Below are 16,074 nucleotides of genomic sequence, written 5' to 3' on the forward strand. Positions count from 1 at the left end.
GAATGACTGATTCAATTGACAAAAGAAAAGCCCAGCATATTGAGTTGGTTTTAAATGAAAAAGTCACAGGAGATAATATTACGACTGGCCTTGAAACGTATCGCTTTTTACATAATGCCTTGCCGGAAATTAACTTTGATGACATTACATTAAACACAGAGTTTCTAGGTAAAAAGCTGAAGACTCCTTTTTTAGTCAGTTCAATGACTGGCGGGGCTGCGATGGCGGAGACGATTAACCGAAACCTCGCAATTGCGGCAGAAGAACGTGGGTGGGCCTTTGCATTAGGATCCACAAGAGCACTCATTGAAAATGAAAAATATCGGGAATCCTTTCAAATTCGAAAATATGCACCATCGATTCCAATCATCGCTAATTTAGGAGCCGTTCAGTTTAATTATGGCTTTGGAATCGACCAGTGCAGACAAATTATCGAGATGACAGATGCGGATATGCTTGTGCTCCATTTGAATAGTATCCAAGAAATTGTGCAGCATGAAGGCGATCGCAATTTTAAAGATCTGCTTGGAAAAATCGAGCAAGTTTGTACACAGCTAGAGATTCCTGTTGGCGCAAAAGAAGTAGGCTTTGGAATCGATGGCACCACTGCGAAAAAACTGACTGATGTTGGCATCTCCTTTATTGATGTCGCAGGTGCAGGCGGTACATCATGGAGCCAAGTAGAAAAACTACGCTCCAAAGAGAAAATCAAGAAAATAGCAGCCGAAGCCTTCAGCAGCTGGGGAATCCCAACGGCTGAATGTATTGTTTCCGTTAAAGAAGCAATTAATCAACCAATTATCGCCAGCGGGGGAATCAAAAATGGAATGGATGCCGCTAAAGCAATCGCACTAGGATCAGACATGGTTGGTTTTGCTCGTTCCATTTTAAAAGAAGCTACTGAATCACCAGAAGATCTAATCGAACTGTTTGAGACACGAGAACTAGAATTACAAATGACAATGTTCGGAATTGGTGCAGCAACTGTTGAGGAATTGAAGGGAACAGATCGGATTAAGTAGGGACAAGGGGACAGACCCCTTTGTCCCTTCAGGATTGAAATTTTGGTAGTAAGGGTATATTATAATATATAAGAATCAAACTAAAAAAACCAAGGAGCTAGAACTCCTTGGACAACTACTTTCGAGTGGTATGCTAAATTGTTATTTAGAAGACCCACCCTTATGCTTCCGACGGCGCGGGGTGGGTTTTCGTTTGTTCTTCTTTTTGCTTGCAAAGCGATTTGCATAGCCCGCAGCAAGAGTAGTAAAAAAGATTTTTGCTACATCTTTGAGTAAGTCCAAAACGAAATCCATTTGTATGTCACCTCCTTTCCTTCTTAGATAGGAAAAGAGTGCATACCACCCGCACCTATGTAGTTGTACCATTATTATATCATATTGTTTTTCCATTTTGAGACAATTTAGGTAGGGAAGTAGGGACAAGGGGCCTGTCTCCCTTGTCCCTTGATGGTATTGTTGAAAGAGAAACAAAATAACAGTATAATATCATTGATGTACCAACAAGTGGGAGGGCAAACCGTGACCAAGGAAGAAGAACTCATAATGAATGTCAGGGACTTATTTAATAAAATGGTTTGGCTTAATAAAAGTAAAATGATGAAAAGTCTTGAGGGACACTCACCTTCTGAAGTGCATTGTATTGAATCCATTGAAAAATCTACAAATCCCAATGTGACAAATCTTGCGGAGTCCCTTTATATGACTAGAGGTGCTATCAGTAAATTAACGAAAAAACTTATTAAAAAAGGTCTTATCGAAAGTTATCAGAAACCGGAGAATAAAAAGGAAATCTACTTTAAGCTCACAGAACAAGGGGAAAAGATATTTAAAATACATGAAGAGCTGCATAATGAGTTTTATGAACGAGATAAAGTTATTTTTGAACAAATAACGGAGGAACAATTTGACAATATGCTTAGCCTTGTGGAAAAATACAGTAAGCATTTGAATACGGAAATAAAGAAACAAAATCTAACAATTAATTAGTTCAGATAAAAAGAATGATATCAAAGGCAGACCGACTCTAGTGAGAAAGGTCTGCCTTTTTTCATCGCTAAATAATTCCGATACAAAAATAGCGGTAGTCTAATAGACCACCACTATTTACCTCTGGTTTCTTGTGAGAATGAACTCTTTATTAGTTAAATTCAGGGAAATTTGCAAGATTCGAGGCATTGCTTAAAAATAAGATAAGGGCAAAAATAGCTATCACTATAATCATTGTCATGTTTTTAAATGGTTCTTTAACACGTATCATTGCAAAAGTGCCGACTATAGCAAAAATGACAGTCAGAAGTGAACCTGCTGCGATCCAGCTTGCATTCCAATAACCGATAATTAAAGCTGCTGCCGTTACTAATTCATAGCCACCTGTGAACACACGGAACCATTGTGGCATTCTCAATGTTTTAAATTCTTCGATAGCTGTCTTATCGCCTGTCAATTTTCTAGAACTTGCCATTAAAAACATAAATATTAAAAATGATTGCATAACAATCGTGACAATATGCATATTTAATATCTCCTTTTGATTATTAATAGATGTAAGAACGGTGTGATTTACGTATGGTTATAGCCATATCATTTAAGGTGGAATCTGTAGGTACGATACTTGCTTCAATTTGTAGCCAGTCCTTATATAAATAATAGGAATTAACGGGCAACAAAGGAAAGGATCAATTTGAAGAGACTAAACCAGAATTAAATCTAACACCGTTAGATAATATAACATTGATTTTATATGGTGTAAACATTTATTTAACAGTGTTAGACAATTACATTATATTTTTGTATGATTGATTTATTAGAAATGGAGTTGCTATTAATGAAAGGGAAAAAAACAAAAATCACAAAAGAAAATATTATCGCTGCTTCTTGGAGATTGTTGGATAAAGTAGGTATCGAGGAATTTAGTATGAGAAAGTTAGCGGTTGAATTAAATATTCAAGCCCCATCTATTTACTGGTATTTTAAAAACAAACAGAGTATTTTTCAATCACTTGCCAATGAAATTGCGAAGGAGTCTATACTTTCCACAAAATTGGACGGAGATTGGAAGGGAAAATTGACTCAGTTTGCTGTCGGGATCAAAGATACATTGAGTAAGTATCCTTGCTCAGCTCAATTAATAATGAGAACCATTCCAACTGAGCCTGATTACATGATATTAATTAATGAATTACTTCACGTGGTCGATGACTTGCCAATGGAAGACAAAGATAAATTTTCTTCTATTATGTGTCTATTAAATTACGTCATCTTTTTTGAATTAGACAAGTATGAACAAAAGAAAACACAACTATTAATATTGGAAGAATTCGGTCCAAATGATGTTCAAACATTGTTTAAACGACCCTTTGAGCAATTTCCTGATGATGGTGTAAAAGTATTAAAGAGGCTATATAATAATGATTTGTTCGAAGAAATAGGCTCTGACCGTATGTTTGAGAATGGACTTTACATTATTATATCTGGAATTGAACAGTTGATTATTAAAAATAGCACCAATGAAGAGTAATAAAGAGAAATTATTATTTAGCCCTGTTAATGTCTAACTTGTCGAAATGTATTGCAGACATTCGATGCGGAATAAAGAAACAAAAGAAAACAACTAATTAGTCAAAAATTGCAATAATAAGTGAACAGACAGCCCAATTATATAAAAAGGGCTGTTTTTTTTTGCATATTGTTGACAAGGAAACAAAAGCGATGTTATATTTTGTTGACAAGGAAACTAAAATATTTGAAAGGATAATAATATGTCAAAAGATAAAGTTAGGCAATCAGGATTACCAAAAGAAATGCTGGCGGCTGCTTGGGCTCTTGCCATAGGAGGAATTGCTCCAATGCTTGATTCCACCATGGTGAATATCGCCGTCGATACACTACTTAAAGATTTCCATACTACATTAAATATTGTTCAATGGTCCATTACAGGTTATGTTTTAGCCCTTGCAATGGCAGTTCCAGTATCTGGATGGTTGATGAACAAATATAACGGAAAGAAAATTCTCATTGGTGCAGTTATCGCCTTTGGTGTCATTTCTGTTCTTGCTGGAATTAGTTGGAGTATTTCAGTTTTTATTTTCTTCCGTTTGCTTCAAGGATTTAGCGCTGGTATTATTACCACGCTTATGTCAACACTTTTGGTTAAAACGGCAGGTCCAGAAAACTTGGGGAGAGTGATGGCAATAGTAAGTACGCCGATGATTTTAGGACCCATTTTAGGACCCGTCATCGGAGGTTTCATTGTTCATGGTAAATCATGGAATTGGATATTCTTCATCAATGTGTTCATTGTCTTGATTGCGGTACCGCTTATGATGAAATATGTTCCAGACTATAATCCATTCAACAAAGATAGTAAACTCGATATTTTTGGGATAATTGATTTGTCTTTAATGAGTGCAGCACTAATCTACGGAATTACGCAAGCTGCGAACCATTCATCATTCAACAATAGTGAAACAATTGTGTGGATGGGAATCGGTATTGTTTTAGCAATTATTTATGTTGTATATAATCGAATCCAGAAAAATCAATGCGTGCTTCCATTAAATCTGTTTTCACGCAAAAATTTCTTAGTTTCCAGTGTTGGTTTATTTTTAGCCAACATTGCCATCATGGGACCTATGTTAATACTTCCATTGTATTTTCAAAACATCCGGCAGTTTTCGGCGTTCGAAGCAGCACTTGCATTAATTCCGCAAGGAGTTGGAATGCTTGTTACAAGACCAATAATCGGAATAATGATTGATAAGATTGGTGCGAAATACGTAGTTATTGTCAGTCTTGCTCTTTCAGTTATCAGTTCTATTCCACTTATCTTTATTACAGACCAAACAAGCATGATTTGGATTTCGGCCATATTATTCATTCGTGGCACCAGCTTTGGGGGAATCATGCTTCCGTTGACGAGTGACGCTTATACAGATCTCAACAGTAATCAACTTCCAGAAGCGAGTGTCGGTATTAATATTATTGAAAATCTTGGCTCAAGCTTTGGGACAGCTATTATCGCAACCGTTGTCGCCACTGTAGCACTAGGAGTGCAGCCAACAATTATTAGTGGTTACCATGCTGGATTTTTAGTATCAGCTATTGTCCTTGCATTAATCTTTATTCCAAGTTTGTTTTTAACAGATAAAAGAATGGATACGCTTAAACATTAAGCGTAGGGACAAGGGGTCTGTCCCCTTGTCCCTAAAAAAACCCTTGACACAAAAGTGGTGTAAATGGTAGGTTATAAAACGTAATGGTTACGATTTATTGAAATACATAGAGAAGAGGGGAAGAATGAAAAAACTGCTATTTAGCATTTCATGCTTATTATTATTAAGTGTGTTCTTAGCCGCGTGTCAAGGAACTAAAGAAGAGAAAGCGAATAAAGAGGAAAAAGATGCAGCGCAGCTTGTGCATGAAGCTCCGGAAAGTATAAAAGTGGAAGGAATTGCTGATCACTATCATACTGGAGATAAGATTGAGCTAACAGCTGTATTAGATAAAGAAACAGATGCTGATCATTGGCATTGGTATAATCGAGAAAGTGCCAATGATGAATGGAAAGTTGTTTCTGGCCAAGAGACAGCAACATTTACAGGGGAAGCAACAGTTAATGGATTAGAAATTAAAGCAGGCTTATTCAATAGTGATGATAAGGCAGTTGCTCAATCGGTGCCAGTTCAAATCGTCATTGATGATCATCATGGACATGATGAGGCAAGTAAAAAAATATATCAAGGGTATTTTGATGATAATCAAGTAAAGGATCGAGAACTATCTGATTGGGAAGGCGATTGGCAGTCTGTTTATCCGTATCTTCTTTCTGGAGATTTAGATGAAGTGTTTGCACATAAAGCGGAAAATGGCGATATGACAAAAGAAGAGTATAAGGAGTACTATACAGTAGGCTATAAAACAGATGTAAATCGCATTACCATTAAGGATAATGTGGTGACCTTTTTCGAGAAAGATAAAGAATATTCAGGAGAGTATAAATCAGATAGATATGAAATCCTCACCTATGAAAAAGGAAATAGAGGTGTACGCTTTATTTTCAAATTAGTAGATGGATCCAAGGAAATGCCTCAATATATCCAATTTAGCGACCATAATATTTTTCCAGTTGATTCTGCTCATTACCACCTATATTGGGGAGATGACCGAGAGAAACTGTTAGAAGAAGTCACGAATTGGCCAACGTATTATCCATCTGAATTAGATGCTGATGGTTTAGTCCGGGACATGTTAGCACATTAATATTATTTAAAAATAACGACGTTTTTTTGATTTAAATAGAATGAGAAAATACTAGTTTTTAAATCGTAATCATTACGCTTTGTTTAGGAAAATGAAAGGAAGAATAAGATGAAAAAGAATTGGTTACTAGCTATTTTTCTAAGTGTACTAATGAGTGTAGTTCTTTTAGGGTGCCAAAAGGGAGAAAGTAGTTCGGAAGATAAAATTTCAGTTATGACCTCCTTTTACCCAATGTATGAATTTACTCAGCAAGTGGCAGGAGATCGGGCAAATGTGTCGTTAATGGTCTCAGATGGGCAAGATGCCCATCACTATGAACCAAGTGCGAAAGATGTAGCAAAGGTTAATAAAGCAGATGTTTTCGTCTATAGTAGCGAAGAAATGGAGTACTGGGTAAACAGCTTATTAAAATCGATAGATAACGATAATCTTGTAATAGCACGCACTGCGGATGGAATAGATGTAGAGGGGACGAATGAATCAGGACATAGTCATGAACACGGCCATGGAGATACCGATGAAGAAGCAAAACATGAAAGTGATGAAAAAATAACGATTCAAGGGAAAGCGGACCACTATCACACTGGTGACATGATTGAATTAACGGCAAAGTTAGATGAAAAAGTAGATTATGATCACTGGCATTGGTATACAAGAGAAAGTGCGGACAAGGAATGGGTAACTGTTCCGAATCAAGGCGGGCCTAAGTTTAAATATGAAGCAGCAGACGAAAGTTTCGAGGTTCGAGCAGTATTATATGATGATAATCATAATGAATTTGCCGTGTCAGCTCCGGTAGAAATAGTTGTTAATAATCATGGCCACGATCATGGGGAGGAAGCTAGTCATGATCATGCTGATGGAGAAGAAGGCCATGACCATGGTCATGAAGCTGATAAAGATCACGATCATGAAGGTGATGCAAATGCTCAAAAGATTGAAATCGTTGGATTAGCGGATCATTATCATACAGGGGATGTTGTATCACTTGTTGCCGAGCTTAAAGAAAAGACAGATTACGATCATTGGCATTGGTATACACGAAGCAGCGAAGAGGAAGATTGGGAAGTTGTATCTGGCCAAGGAAGTGACCATTTTGAATACAAAACGACTGGGAAAAGCTTTGAAGTGAAAGCCGCACTATTTGACGAGGAGCATCATACATTTGCCGAATCCGAGCCTGTGACTGTTTTTATTAATGATCATAACAATCACGATCCACATATTTGGTTAGATCCAGTGTTAGCGCAAGAGCAAGTGAAGATTATTCGTGATGCATTGATTAAGGCTGATCCAGATGGAAAAGACATCTATGATAAAAATACAGCAGCTTTCATTAAAGAACTTCAAGCATTGGATAAAGAATATGAAACTACTTTAAAAGATGCCAAGAACCGTGCTTTTGTCGTCCAGCACCAGGCATTCGGATACCTTGCAAAGCGCTATAATTTAGAACAAATTGCCATTGGCGGCTTATCTACAGAAGTAGAACCAAGTCCATCACGTATGGCAGAGATCGGAACGCTTGTTAAGGAGCATAATGTTCCAGTTATTTATTACCAACATGGAGCAAACTCCGCAATTGCAAAAACAGTTGCTAATGAAACAGGTACAAAGACAGCTATTTTATATGATTTAGAGATTTTATCCAAGGAACTGCAAGAAAAGGACTTAGGCTATCTAGATGCAATGCGCGAAAATCTGAAAGCATTACAGTTAAGTGTTAAGTAATAGAAGTTGAGTCAAGTTAAATAGACTGCTCGTTAATCTGGAGAAAAATATAAATAGTTAAAACGTCTCAAGGTAGAGGCGTTTTTTTATTTTTTGTTACGATAGAATATAGTTCTTGGATATCAAAAATATTGACAAAAAAATTTATTTATGCTATAATTTACTTTTATTGAATATGATTATATAATAGGATTCTCCTGGCCAGGGGAATCCTTTTTTTGTTCTAATATGAAGTATCAGAAAGGTGAGTCAAGTTTAATCTTGTTAATATTAGCTTTTGGAAATCCTATATAGTCAATTTGAAGAAAAAGGAATCCTTAATAGAGTTGAAAATATGGTAAAAATGGCTTCAGTAAGTGACGAACCAATGAAGTTATGTTTTTCTTATGATCAAATGGAGAGAATGTTAGAAAAATCCTGTTTACTCATTTATGAACATTTATCACCTGAAAAATTAGTTAGATGTCATTTGACGATTGAAAAAATTCCTAGCTCTTGAAACTTCATTACATTCATACGATAAAGAAACATAACACAACTTTAAATGGATGTGACTGAAAAATGACCGAATAATCTCTTGTTAGCTTATCCTGGTAATTGTTTTTTTAATTCCTATTGAAATTTTTATCTAATTCTTCGCAAAGCATAAATACAGTTTTTTATATATAGTGACTAAAGAAACAACTTTATTATTGCTATTGAATAATAGAACAGCATATGAATGCCGTTATATACTCCAATTTTGTTATTAACTAAAAAATCCATATCATTGAATGGATCTAAACACCTTACCTTTTTTAGGAGATGATTAGATTAGTGGAAAGTCTACCTTGTAATGGCTGCAAAGGAATGTGTTGCGGTCCTGTTCCTATTACAAAAGATGAGTTGAAGAAAATAAAAAAGAAGATAAAATCTATGCCTAAAAAAACACGTCTAGATTTAAAACACCAACGGCGTTATTTTGGGACCTGTATTTTCTATGACGAAACAAACGATCGGTGTGGTATTCATTCAGTACGTCCATCAATTTGTCGAGCGTTTGGTTATTATAATAATCTCATTTGTTTTCGTAATCCAAAATTAGCTTCTAGAAGAAACTATACGACCAATTCGCACCCTATCGGTATCTTAAGTGTTGATTTTACATGGAGTGACTTTATTTAGGAGAAAAGTCAAAACTTTTTAGGGGGCTAGAGGAAGGGAGAGAGCTTATGAATTTAACCGAAATTTTGAATTCCATCCAATTATCACACATGTCCAAGACAGTGATGGAGCTACTTAGTTTAAATGAAAAAACGAAAGAGCGAGGTTTGGTTCTAACGCCAAATGATGTAAAAACGTTGGTGGTGTTCAGAAATAAAGTGCTGCGTGATCATGCGAGAGTTGAGCTGGACATTGGAGTGTTAAAGGAATTAATTGAGGTGTTTTCTACTTCACCCTATATGGAGCGGGAGCATTATGTTGAAACGATAAATGAACTTCAGGAGATTTTTTATTATCTTAGAAATGAAACGGAAGATAAGATTGGGGACGTAAAACTTATTCAACGGATGAATGATTTTTATAACGGACCCTGTGCAGGATCTTTAGAACTATTAAAAAGTAAAATGGAAGAACTTGCAGAGAATTTCAGAAGGGATATGATGTGTCGTGATTCTTTATTTGAAGGTGATGATTAATGCGTGGAAATAGATAAAACACAAGATCGCTCTCGCTCGATTTCTAATATTATTATCGATCGATCGCGGTTAAAACGAAGTCAATATATCCTGTCTCTTTTGCAGGAAGGTCAGAGAGTGGGGATTATTACCAGTCAGAAGTCTTACCAGATACAAGTAGAGATTATGCAAGTTCTACAGCAATTGATACGGCGGTATACCCAAGGAAAAAGTACGTCAGTGACAGCGGAAACAGCGGAAGGTATCATGGCATCCCTAATGTATGCTATGGATGCCTATGCACTTCATTTTAAGGATCCTGAAGAAGCTATTGCGCATATAAATTTTGAGAATATAAAGAATATACATGCTAAAGGTGTTGAATTACTTCGCCATTACTTTGAGGACGCCAAACAGCTGTATCAAGAAGTAAAAAAGATGAAATTAGATGTGCCTGTTGAAGCCTATAATATGACCATTGATGAATCAATACCTGTATTTATGAACCATTATAATATTATTTTTGAGGCCCAAAATACAATGGCGAGTATTGACTATCCTTTAGCCATTGATGATATGCGACTTCAAGGTGTTTTTTATATGAAACAATATTTAGAACGACTGCGAATGGAGACGAGATTCTGTCACTTTTTTAGTCATCAAGATTTAATGTATGTTTTGACAAATTTCGGGAAAATATGTCGCTTTAATTATCGAATTGAGCTATTCAACATATTTGAGCTTTTAGTAAACAATGCCGTTTTTTCACTACTATCCGGAGGAAAAGCTACTAATGTTAAAATTTCGGAAGTTCAATTTGGTCAGTTGAGCAGAATGTTAATAGGTTGTCATACTAAACAAAGAACTAAGTTGATTCATGAAGCGGTCGATCAATTGCAGGAAACCTTACAAACGGATCAAACACTTACCCGTTATATCAATTTGTATCGAGATGAATTGATTCAAAGGGTAAATAATGCAGCAGAAATCCGTAGCTTCGAAACGTTGATCATCAGAGAAGTCGAAGAGCCCGAAAAAACAATGGTCTTAATGTTAAGTGAGAATGATCGAATGAGTGATATTCAAATGCGGGATTTAGTAGATCGTATTATGGAAAGTGACAACACAGAAAAAAAAGTTCAACTAATTCGGAAGCATTTTGTATCATTACATGATTATCTAGATTTACTGAATTCGGGATGTCTTTATGGTGGCGAATATGATGCACTTTTTGATACTTTCGATGATATCGAATTAGCTATTTTAGCCAAAATTGTATTTTATGAGAAATTACGAGGGGGAATGCGAGATTTCTCAGACATTGTTGCTGACGGTGTTGAAACAGAGAATGAGTGGGAAACACATTATATAGGGTTTATGCAGCAGCTAGAAGACAAGTGTATCGGAGCTGTTGGACGCCTTATCTATGATATTGATTATGATGATATATCGTTTTATTGAGTAAAAATATATAAAATGACGATTATTGGTTGGATATATAAATTAAACCTGGTTAAGGTAAATAACTTGTGTAAGTTTAACTGTACCTTTAGTTGCCCAAGAATAAGCGATGCTTCTTTATTGAAGCATCGCGCTCTATTATGTTGATCCATTAATTATAGGAACGGAAATTTGAGCAATGCAGCCCTTTTTATTAAATAATAAAAGCTAACTATTAGTTAATAACTTGGCTTAGTTATTAGCTATTTCATTTTTGGCTTGCCTCATACCATTTCAATGATTTTCGTTCAATTTCCTTAACAAGATAATTCTTACCCTTTATGTATGACTCAATATCATAGGGGAATTGCTGAGCCAGTTTTTCTTTTAGATAAGCATATTTCTTCATATAGTCTGTATGTAAAATCAAATAATCGCGAAAAGCTAAGTGCCTTTTTATCTCATAACTTCCAGTTTGATAAATATGAACATGATGAGTGCGATTTTCCCCGCCTTTTTGAAAATATCTCCGTTTAGGTATACCGTTTTCTCCTTTCGGCTCATAGCCGATTTCTTGCATATAAATATTATAATTATCAACTGTGTTAATATCTCTAACAACAGGCATTATGTCTATTATTGGTTTTGCTTTTAACCCTGGAACAGAAGTACTGCCAATGTGATGAATATCTACAATTTCATTTCCAAAGATGGTTTGTAGCTTCGCTGCTTCTTCTTTAAACATTTGCTTCCATTTTTCATCGTATGAAAATATTTCTACCTTACGCAAGATAATTCCTCCAATCCATCCATGGTTTTCATCGTTATCAAGCTTTTTATTATCTAAATTCTTGATAACAGTTTGTGATATAAAAAAGAAATGTCCTAGACAATAAGAAGTATACGGAATAATAACACATATTGTTTCAAATACCTCTAATATTTCTTGTTATATGCTCTTTGCATATATATCTACTAAAATCTTCCTGCCGATTTTAGATTTTAGCGACACAATGGACCTCTTTAAAGAATCTCCCATTTTTTCTAACAATCTCGTATATGCTCACAAACATTAAAGCTATCCTTTTTATCCCACTTACAAACTTAGCCAATAAATTTGCATTTGCTAGTATAAGAAAAATATCTCAATTATTCCTCCTCTTTGTTTATACATTTATTTTCTTGACTTAGAGTAAACTCTAAGTTATAAACTAACTTTAAATAATAGAAAGGGATGATATTGTTGTATTCCATTAGTAAAGCTGCTGAAGAGTCTGGTATTAGCGCATATACATTAAGGTATTACGAAAACATAGGGTTACTGCCCTCACCAAAACGAAACAACGGTGGAAGACGTCTTTATACGGAAACTGATATTCAGTTCATGAAATTTCTGAAAAGTTTAAAGGATACAGGTATGTCTCTAGAAGATATTAATGAATTTGTTAAAGACGGATGTATTTTAGAAAAAATCAGTTCGAATGCGGAGCCGACACAACTTACTCCGTCTATAAATAAACGTATTGAGATTTTAACCAAGCACTTAGAAAAAATGGAAATTAAAAAGAAGGAACTCGAAGAAGTGACTTCCATAACAAAGCTAAAACTGGATACATATTATTCAATTTTGAAACAGAATGAGGGAAATAAATGAAACATTTAAATATATACCTGATGTTGCTTGGATTCTCCGTTTTTACAGGAGCTACTTTTAATCTTGCAAAGTATACTGTTGTTTATTTTTCTCCATCATCTGCTGCGGCTTGGCGTTTCGGAGTGGCTGCTGCAGTTATGCTCATTATTTTGATTTTTACTGAAGGGATAAAGAAAAGTCAATTACAACAAAATATAGTTATATATATTGTTCTTGGGCTTATAGGTATCTTTGGATTTAATGCTTTGTTTTTTATAGGTTTAAAATATACTTCACCTGTTAATGGGGCATTAATTATGGGGCTAAATCCTTTATTAACAACTATTTTTGCTCGAATTATTTTAAAGGATCATATTACAAAAAAACAAGTATTTGGCATATGCTTTGCTTTCCTCGGTGTTTTATTAGTCATTACACAGGGTTCTATAGAAACCATAACAACCCTTTCTATTTCAATTGGAGATGTAATTATCTTTGCAGGTAGTGTTTGCTGGGCACTTTATGGTGTGCTTGGACGTAAATTTATAAAGAATGGCACTCCTCTATCTACAACCACTTACACAATGGTTATCGGTGCCGTCAGTCTAATAGTAGTATCCCTATTCACCTCTAATCCTGTGTCTATACCGAATATTCCCATTGAAGCTTGGGGAGCAATTGCTTTCATGGCTTTATTTACAAGTGTTTTGGGATATCTATGGTGGAATCAGGGAATGAAGGAGATTGGTGCGAGTAAAACTTCCTTATTTTTTAATCTTGTTCCAGTAGTAACAATGACTATTTCATTTGCCTTTGGAACACCGATAAAGGTATTTCAGATTTTGGGAGCATTGTTAGTCATATTAGGCGTTTTAACTTCTTCAGGAGTCATAAGTTTACCTAAGTACAAAGCAGAAAAACAATCGGCAGCATAAATATAGCAAAAAAACAATTATTCATTGAAATAGTAAAGCCGTATTTTCAAAATGCGGCTTTTCTTTTGTTCCAGCTTAAGTTCATCCTCACATCATAATTTTTTTCCTAGATTCCTATTTTGTGCTCCCTTTTAGTGACATAAAAAAGGCGCTCCCGTCTAGTTATGGATAATCCCTAGAGATTAAGCGGAATTACTCATATAACATTATTTTTGTCCTTTTATTTTAAAATTCTGTCCTTTAGGAATATAATTGCAGGACATCCGGATGAGGATTATTGGGATTATTAATTTCAAAGAAATACTCTAATTGCCATTTTTGCGTATTAATAGCTTGTTTATTAGTAGGTTTATCCCATAGAGGGTAAACTCTCATGGCCATTTTTCCTTTGGTAGTAGCCGTTTTAAGAATATTATGTTTCAAGAGTACTTCCTTTGGAAAAACAAATTGTCCCAATCTATTTCCACTAGCAAATGTATTAATTACAATAAATCAGTCGCTTTTTCACATGAAAAGGCTTGGTTTTTATTAGCATCATCTTTTTCCCAGAAGGCAACAAACTGACCTACCTTATTGGGGGTAGTTTTTGCCACTCTAAATCTAACAGATTTTGAATTCAGCTGAAATATTCCGGCCCCATAATCAGAATTTTGAGCTTCTTCTTGGATAGATTTTATAATAAAATGATTTGGTTCATAAAAATTTTCTTTTACAAAGGATAAGGCTTTATAAAATTCATTCACTATGTATTTCCCCCATATATTTATTGTTACAATCCTTTTTATTCACTTTTATTTTGAATTTGTTATCAGTAATTTTCTAATATTAGCAATTGGATTATATCATGTTGAACAACTTGATGGAACATATATTCTCTTTTGTGGAAATTAACTTACATATATTTGCAAACTGTCCCTATTATTTAAGGAAAGTTTCTGTTGCTTCAATCCCTACTGCAAATTCTAAATGGAGAAATTTAATATAAGATCAAGGTAGATTCTAATAGAGCTATTTGAGGAGTCAGGATAAATTGATTTTCTCGTAAATAGTCGAATAGAAGGAAGAAGAGAGGCCTTTTTTGATTTTTCATCTGTTTAGCAAGGCTGAGGGGGGATTATTTAAAACTAATAAAGCCCAATCAATTATACGAAATCACGTTAGTATCTCCGTATAATTGCCGGGCTTTATTGGGGGTGGCTTATCGCGTCTTTCTTTAGGGTAGTTATTTATTTAGCATGATCTCTTCCAGTTCATCTAGCATTTGATTAGCTGCGATAACCCCGCCTGCTGTATTCCATACTGCATCGCTTACTTCATAAGCATTTCCTTTTTTGACCACATCTAGGTTCTTCCACAGGGAGTCGCTTGTCCATTCTTTTGCTGTATCTAAGGCTTTTTGGTCATCTTGTGGAGCATAGGTAAAGTAGAAAAGGATATCTGCATCCATTTTCGGAATAGCCTCTTTTCCTACTTCAATAGCAAGATTACCAAGCTGATTATCAGCAGTGAAAAGTGATTTTTGCTGTTTGGCACGTTTGAATCCTAATTCATCCAAAATTACACCTGAAAAGGAGTCCGTATAATATATCCGGGAAGTTCCAGCCATAAATCGAACCACAGAAACTTCTTGATTCACTTTATCCCCTAATTTTTCTTTTACTTCTGCAACATGGTCTGCAAATGCGCTAAGCACTTTTTTTCCTTCTTCTTCTTTGTTCAGTGCTTTTGCATATAATTGGAAGTTATCCTTCCAATCACCTCTTAAAGTTTCGGAAAAAACCGTTGGGGCGATAGCACGTAGTTTGTCATAGATTGCTTCTTGGCGTATCTTTGTCCCGATAATTAGATCTGGTTTTAACGAAGCGATTTTTTCTACATTTACTTCGTGTTCTACTCCAACTACTTCCACACCATCCATATCTTTTTTGATGTGATCGTACCATGGATTTCCCAGCCATGATTGGACGGCCCCAACTGGCTTAATCCCTAAAGCAAGAAGTGCTTCTGTTCCTTCATTCGTCAATACGACAACACGCTTTGGTGTCCCTTTAATTTCCGTTTTTCCCATTGCATGTTCAATCGTATAAGGTTTATTATCCGATGTGTTTGTATCGCTGGAGGTTTCTTTATTTCCTGATACTTCTTTTTCGTTATTTCCGCATCCCGCCAGCACAACAAATATAATGACCAACAGTGATACCAGCATTGGAGTAAATCGTTTTTGTTGAAAATATGTAAGCATATTTTCCTCCCCTTTTTTATTTGATAATGATTTTCAATAACAATTAGATAATATTTTATAATGAAAAATATGTCAATCATTAATTGAAAATGATTCTCATAGTCATTGACAGTCCCTATGACTTCTCCTAAACTAAAAATAGAAACTATTAGAG

The 16,074-nt window shown here is 35.2% G+C and carries 15 protein-coding genes and 2 pseudogenes; 12 read left to right on the forward strand and 5 right to left on the reverse strand.

Annotation, left to right across the window (positions count from 1 at the left end; genetic code table 11):
- The first annotated feature begins 2 nt into the window (after positions 1-2).
- Positions 3-1,022, forward strand: a complete 1,020-nt coding sequence (fni, locus tag NST77_RS00875; RefSeq protein WP_095333530.1) for a type 2 isopentenyl-diphosphate Delta-isomerase — start codon at positions 3-5, stop codon at positions 1,020-1,022.
- Positions 1,023-1,163: 141 nt separating this feature from the next.
- Here the strand turns inward: fni and NST77_RS00880 are convergent, their stop codons facing one another.
- The gene (locus NST77_RS00880; RefSeq protein ID WP_164463770.1) at positions 1,164-1,316 is read right to left on the reverse strand and encodes a hypothetical protein; all 153 of its coding nucleotides are present in this window, start codon (positions 1,314-1,316) and stop codon (positions 1,164-1,166) included.
- A gap of 225 nt (positions 1,317-1,541) precedes the next feature.
- Here NST77_RS00880 and NST77_RS00885 point away from each other — a divergent pair, with 225 nt between their 5' ends.
- Positions 1,542-2,009, forward strand: coding sequence for a MarR family transcriptional regulator (locus tag NST77_RS00885; RefSeq protein ID WP_095333535.1), 468 nt, complete (start codon positions 1,542-1,544; stop codon positions 2,007-2,009).
- A 151-nt stretch (positions 2,010-2,160) separates the two neighbouring features.
- Here NST77_RS00885 and NST77_RS00890 read toward each other — a convergent pair whose 3' ends face one another.
- Positions 2,161-2,535, reverse strand: a complete 375-nt coding sequence (locus tag NST77_RS00890; protein ID WP_095333538.1) for a DoxX family protein — start codon at positions 2,533-2,535, stop codon at positions 2,161-2,163.
- A gap of 312 nt (positions 2,536-2,847) precedes the next feature.
- Here NST77_RS00890 and NST77_RS00895 point away from each other — a divergent pair, with 312 nt between their 5' ends.
- From NST77_RS00895 to NST77_RS00930, 8 genes and pseudogenes are all read left to right on the forward strand, one after another.
- Positions 2,848-3,540: a TetR/AcrR family transcriptional regulator gene (locus NST77_RS00895; RefSeq protein ID WP_164463936.1), complete on the forward strand. Its 693-nt coding sequence runs from the start codon at positions 2,848-2,850 to the stop codon at positions 3,538-3,540.
- Positions 3,541-3,781: 241 nt separating this feature from the next.
- Positions 3,782-5,194, forward strand: coding sequence for an MDR family MFS transporter (locus NST77_RS00900; RefSeq protein ID WP_163185260.1), 1,413 nt, complete (start codon positions 3,782-3,784; stop codon positions 5,192-5,194).
- Between the two features lie 124 nt (positions 5,195-5,318).
- The gene (locus tag NST77_RS00905; protein WP_123258974.1) at positions 5,319-6,281 is read left to right on the forward strand and encodes a ZinT family metal-binding protein; all 963 of its coding nucleotides are present in this window, start codon (positions 5,319-5,321) and stop codon (positions 6,279-6,281) included.
- A gap of 108 nt (positions 6,282-6,389) precedes the next feature.
- Positions 6,390-8,012, forward strand: coding sequence for a metal ABC transporter solute-binding protein, Zn/Mn family (locus NST77_RS00910; protein WP_341122663.1), 1,623 nt, complete (start codon positions 6,390-6,392; stop codon positions 8,010-8,012).
- Between the two features lie 298 nt (positions 8,013-8,310).
- A pseudogene (locus NST77_RS00915) lies at positions 8,311-8,469 on the forward strand (class I SAM-dependent methyltransferase); the annotation flags it as partial.
- 359 nt (positions 8,470-8,828) lie between these two features.
- A complete protein-coding gene (locus tag NST77_RS00920) occupies positions 8,829-9,176 on the forward strand; it encodes a YkgJ family cysteine cluster protein (protein ID WP_047943283.1) in 348 nt (115 codons plus the stop codon).
- A gap of 47 nt (positions 9,177-9,223) precedes the next feature.
- Positions 9,224-9,691: a DUF6323 family protein gene (locus NST77_RS00925; protein WP_047943282.1), complete on the forward strand. Its 468-nt coding sequence runs from the start codon at positions 9,224-9,226 to the stop codon at positions 9,689-9,691.
- Between the two features lie 3 nt (positions 9,692-9,694).
- Positions 9,695-11,131, forward strand: coding sequence for a DUF6179 domain-containing protein (locus NST77_RS00930; protein ID WP_341122665.1), 1,437 nt, complete (start codon positions 9,695-9,697; stop codon positions 11,129-11,131).
- A gap of 247 nt (positions 11,132-11,378) precedes the next feature.
- Here the strand turns inward: NST77_RS00930 and NST77_RS00935 are convergent, their stop codons facing one another.
- Positions 11,379-11,900: a GrpB family protein gene (locus tag NST77_RS00935; protein WP_095333553.1), complete on the reverse strand. Its 522-nt coding sequence runs from the start codon at positions 11,898-11,900 to the stop codon at positions 11,379-11,381.
- A gap of 447 nt (positions 11,901-12,347) precedes the next feature.
- Between NST77_RS00935 and NST77_RS00940 the strand changes: the two genes are divergently transcribed.
- Positions 12,348-12,764: a MerR family transcriptional regulator gene (locus NST77_RS00940; RefSeq protein WP_053215735.1), complete on the forward strand. Its 417-nt coding sequence runs from the start codon at positions 12,348-12,350 to the stop codon at positions 12,762-12,764.
- Positions 12,761-13,678, forward strand: coding sequence for a DMT family transporter (locus NST77_RS00945; protein WP_047943278.1), 918 nt, complete (start codon positions 12,761-12,763; stop codon positions 13,676-13,678). The genes NST77_RS00940 and NST77_RS00945 overlap by 4 nt, the downstream gene beginning before the upstream one ends.
- A gap of 240 nt (positions 13,679-13,918) precedes the next feature.
- Here NST77_RS00945 and NST77_RS00950 read toward each other — a convergent pair.
- Positions 13,919-14,421, reverse strand: a pseudogene (locus NST77_RS00950) (MepB family protein).
- Positions 14,422-14,900: 479 nt separating this feature from the next.
- Positions 14,901-15,920 carry an ABC transporter substrate-binding protein gene (locus NST77_RS00955; RefSeq protein WP_303985258.1) on the reverse strand — a complete coding sequence of 340 codons (1,020 nt, stop codon included), beginning with the start codon at positions 15,918-15,920 and terminating at the stop codon, positions 14,901-14,903.
- Positions 15,921-16,074 lie beyond the last annotated feature (154 nt).

This window comes from Niallia sp. FSL W8-0177, assembly GCF_038006285.1.
GTDB lineage: Bacteria > Bacillota > Bacilli > Bacillales > Cytobacillaceae > Niallia > Niallia circulans_A.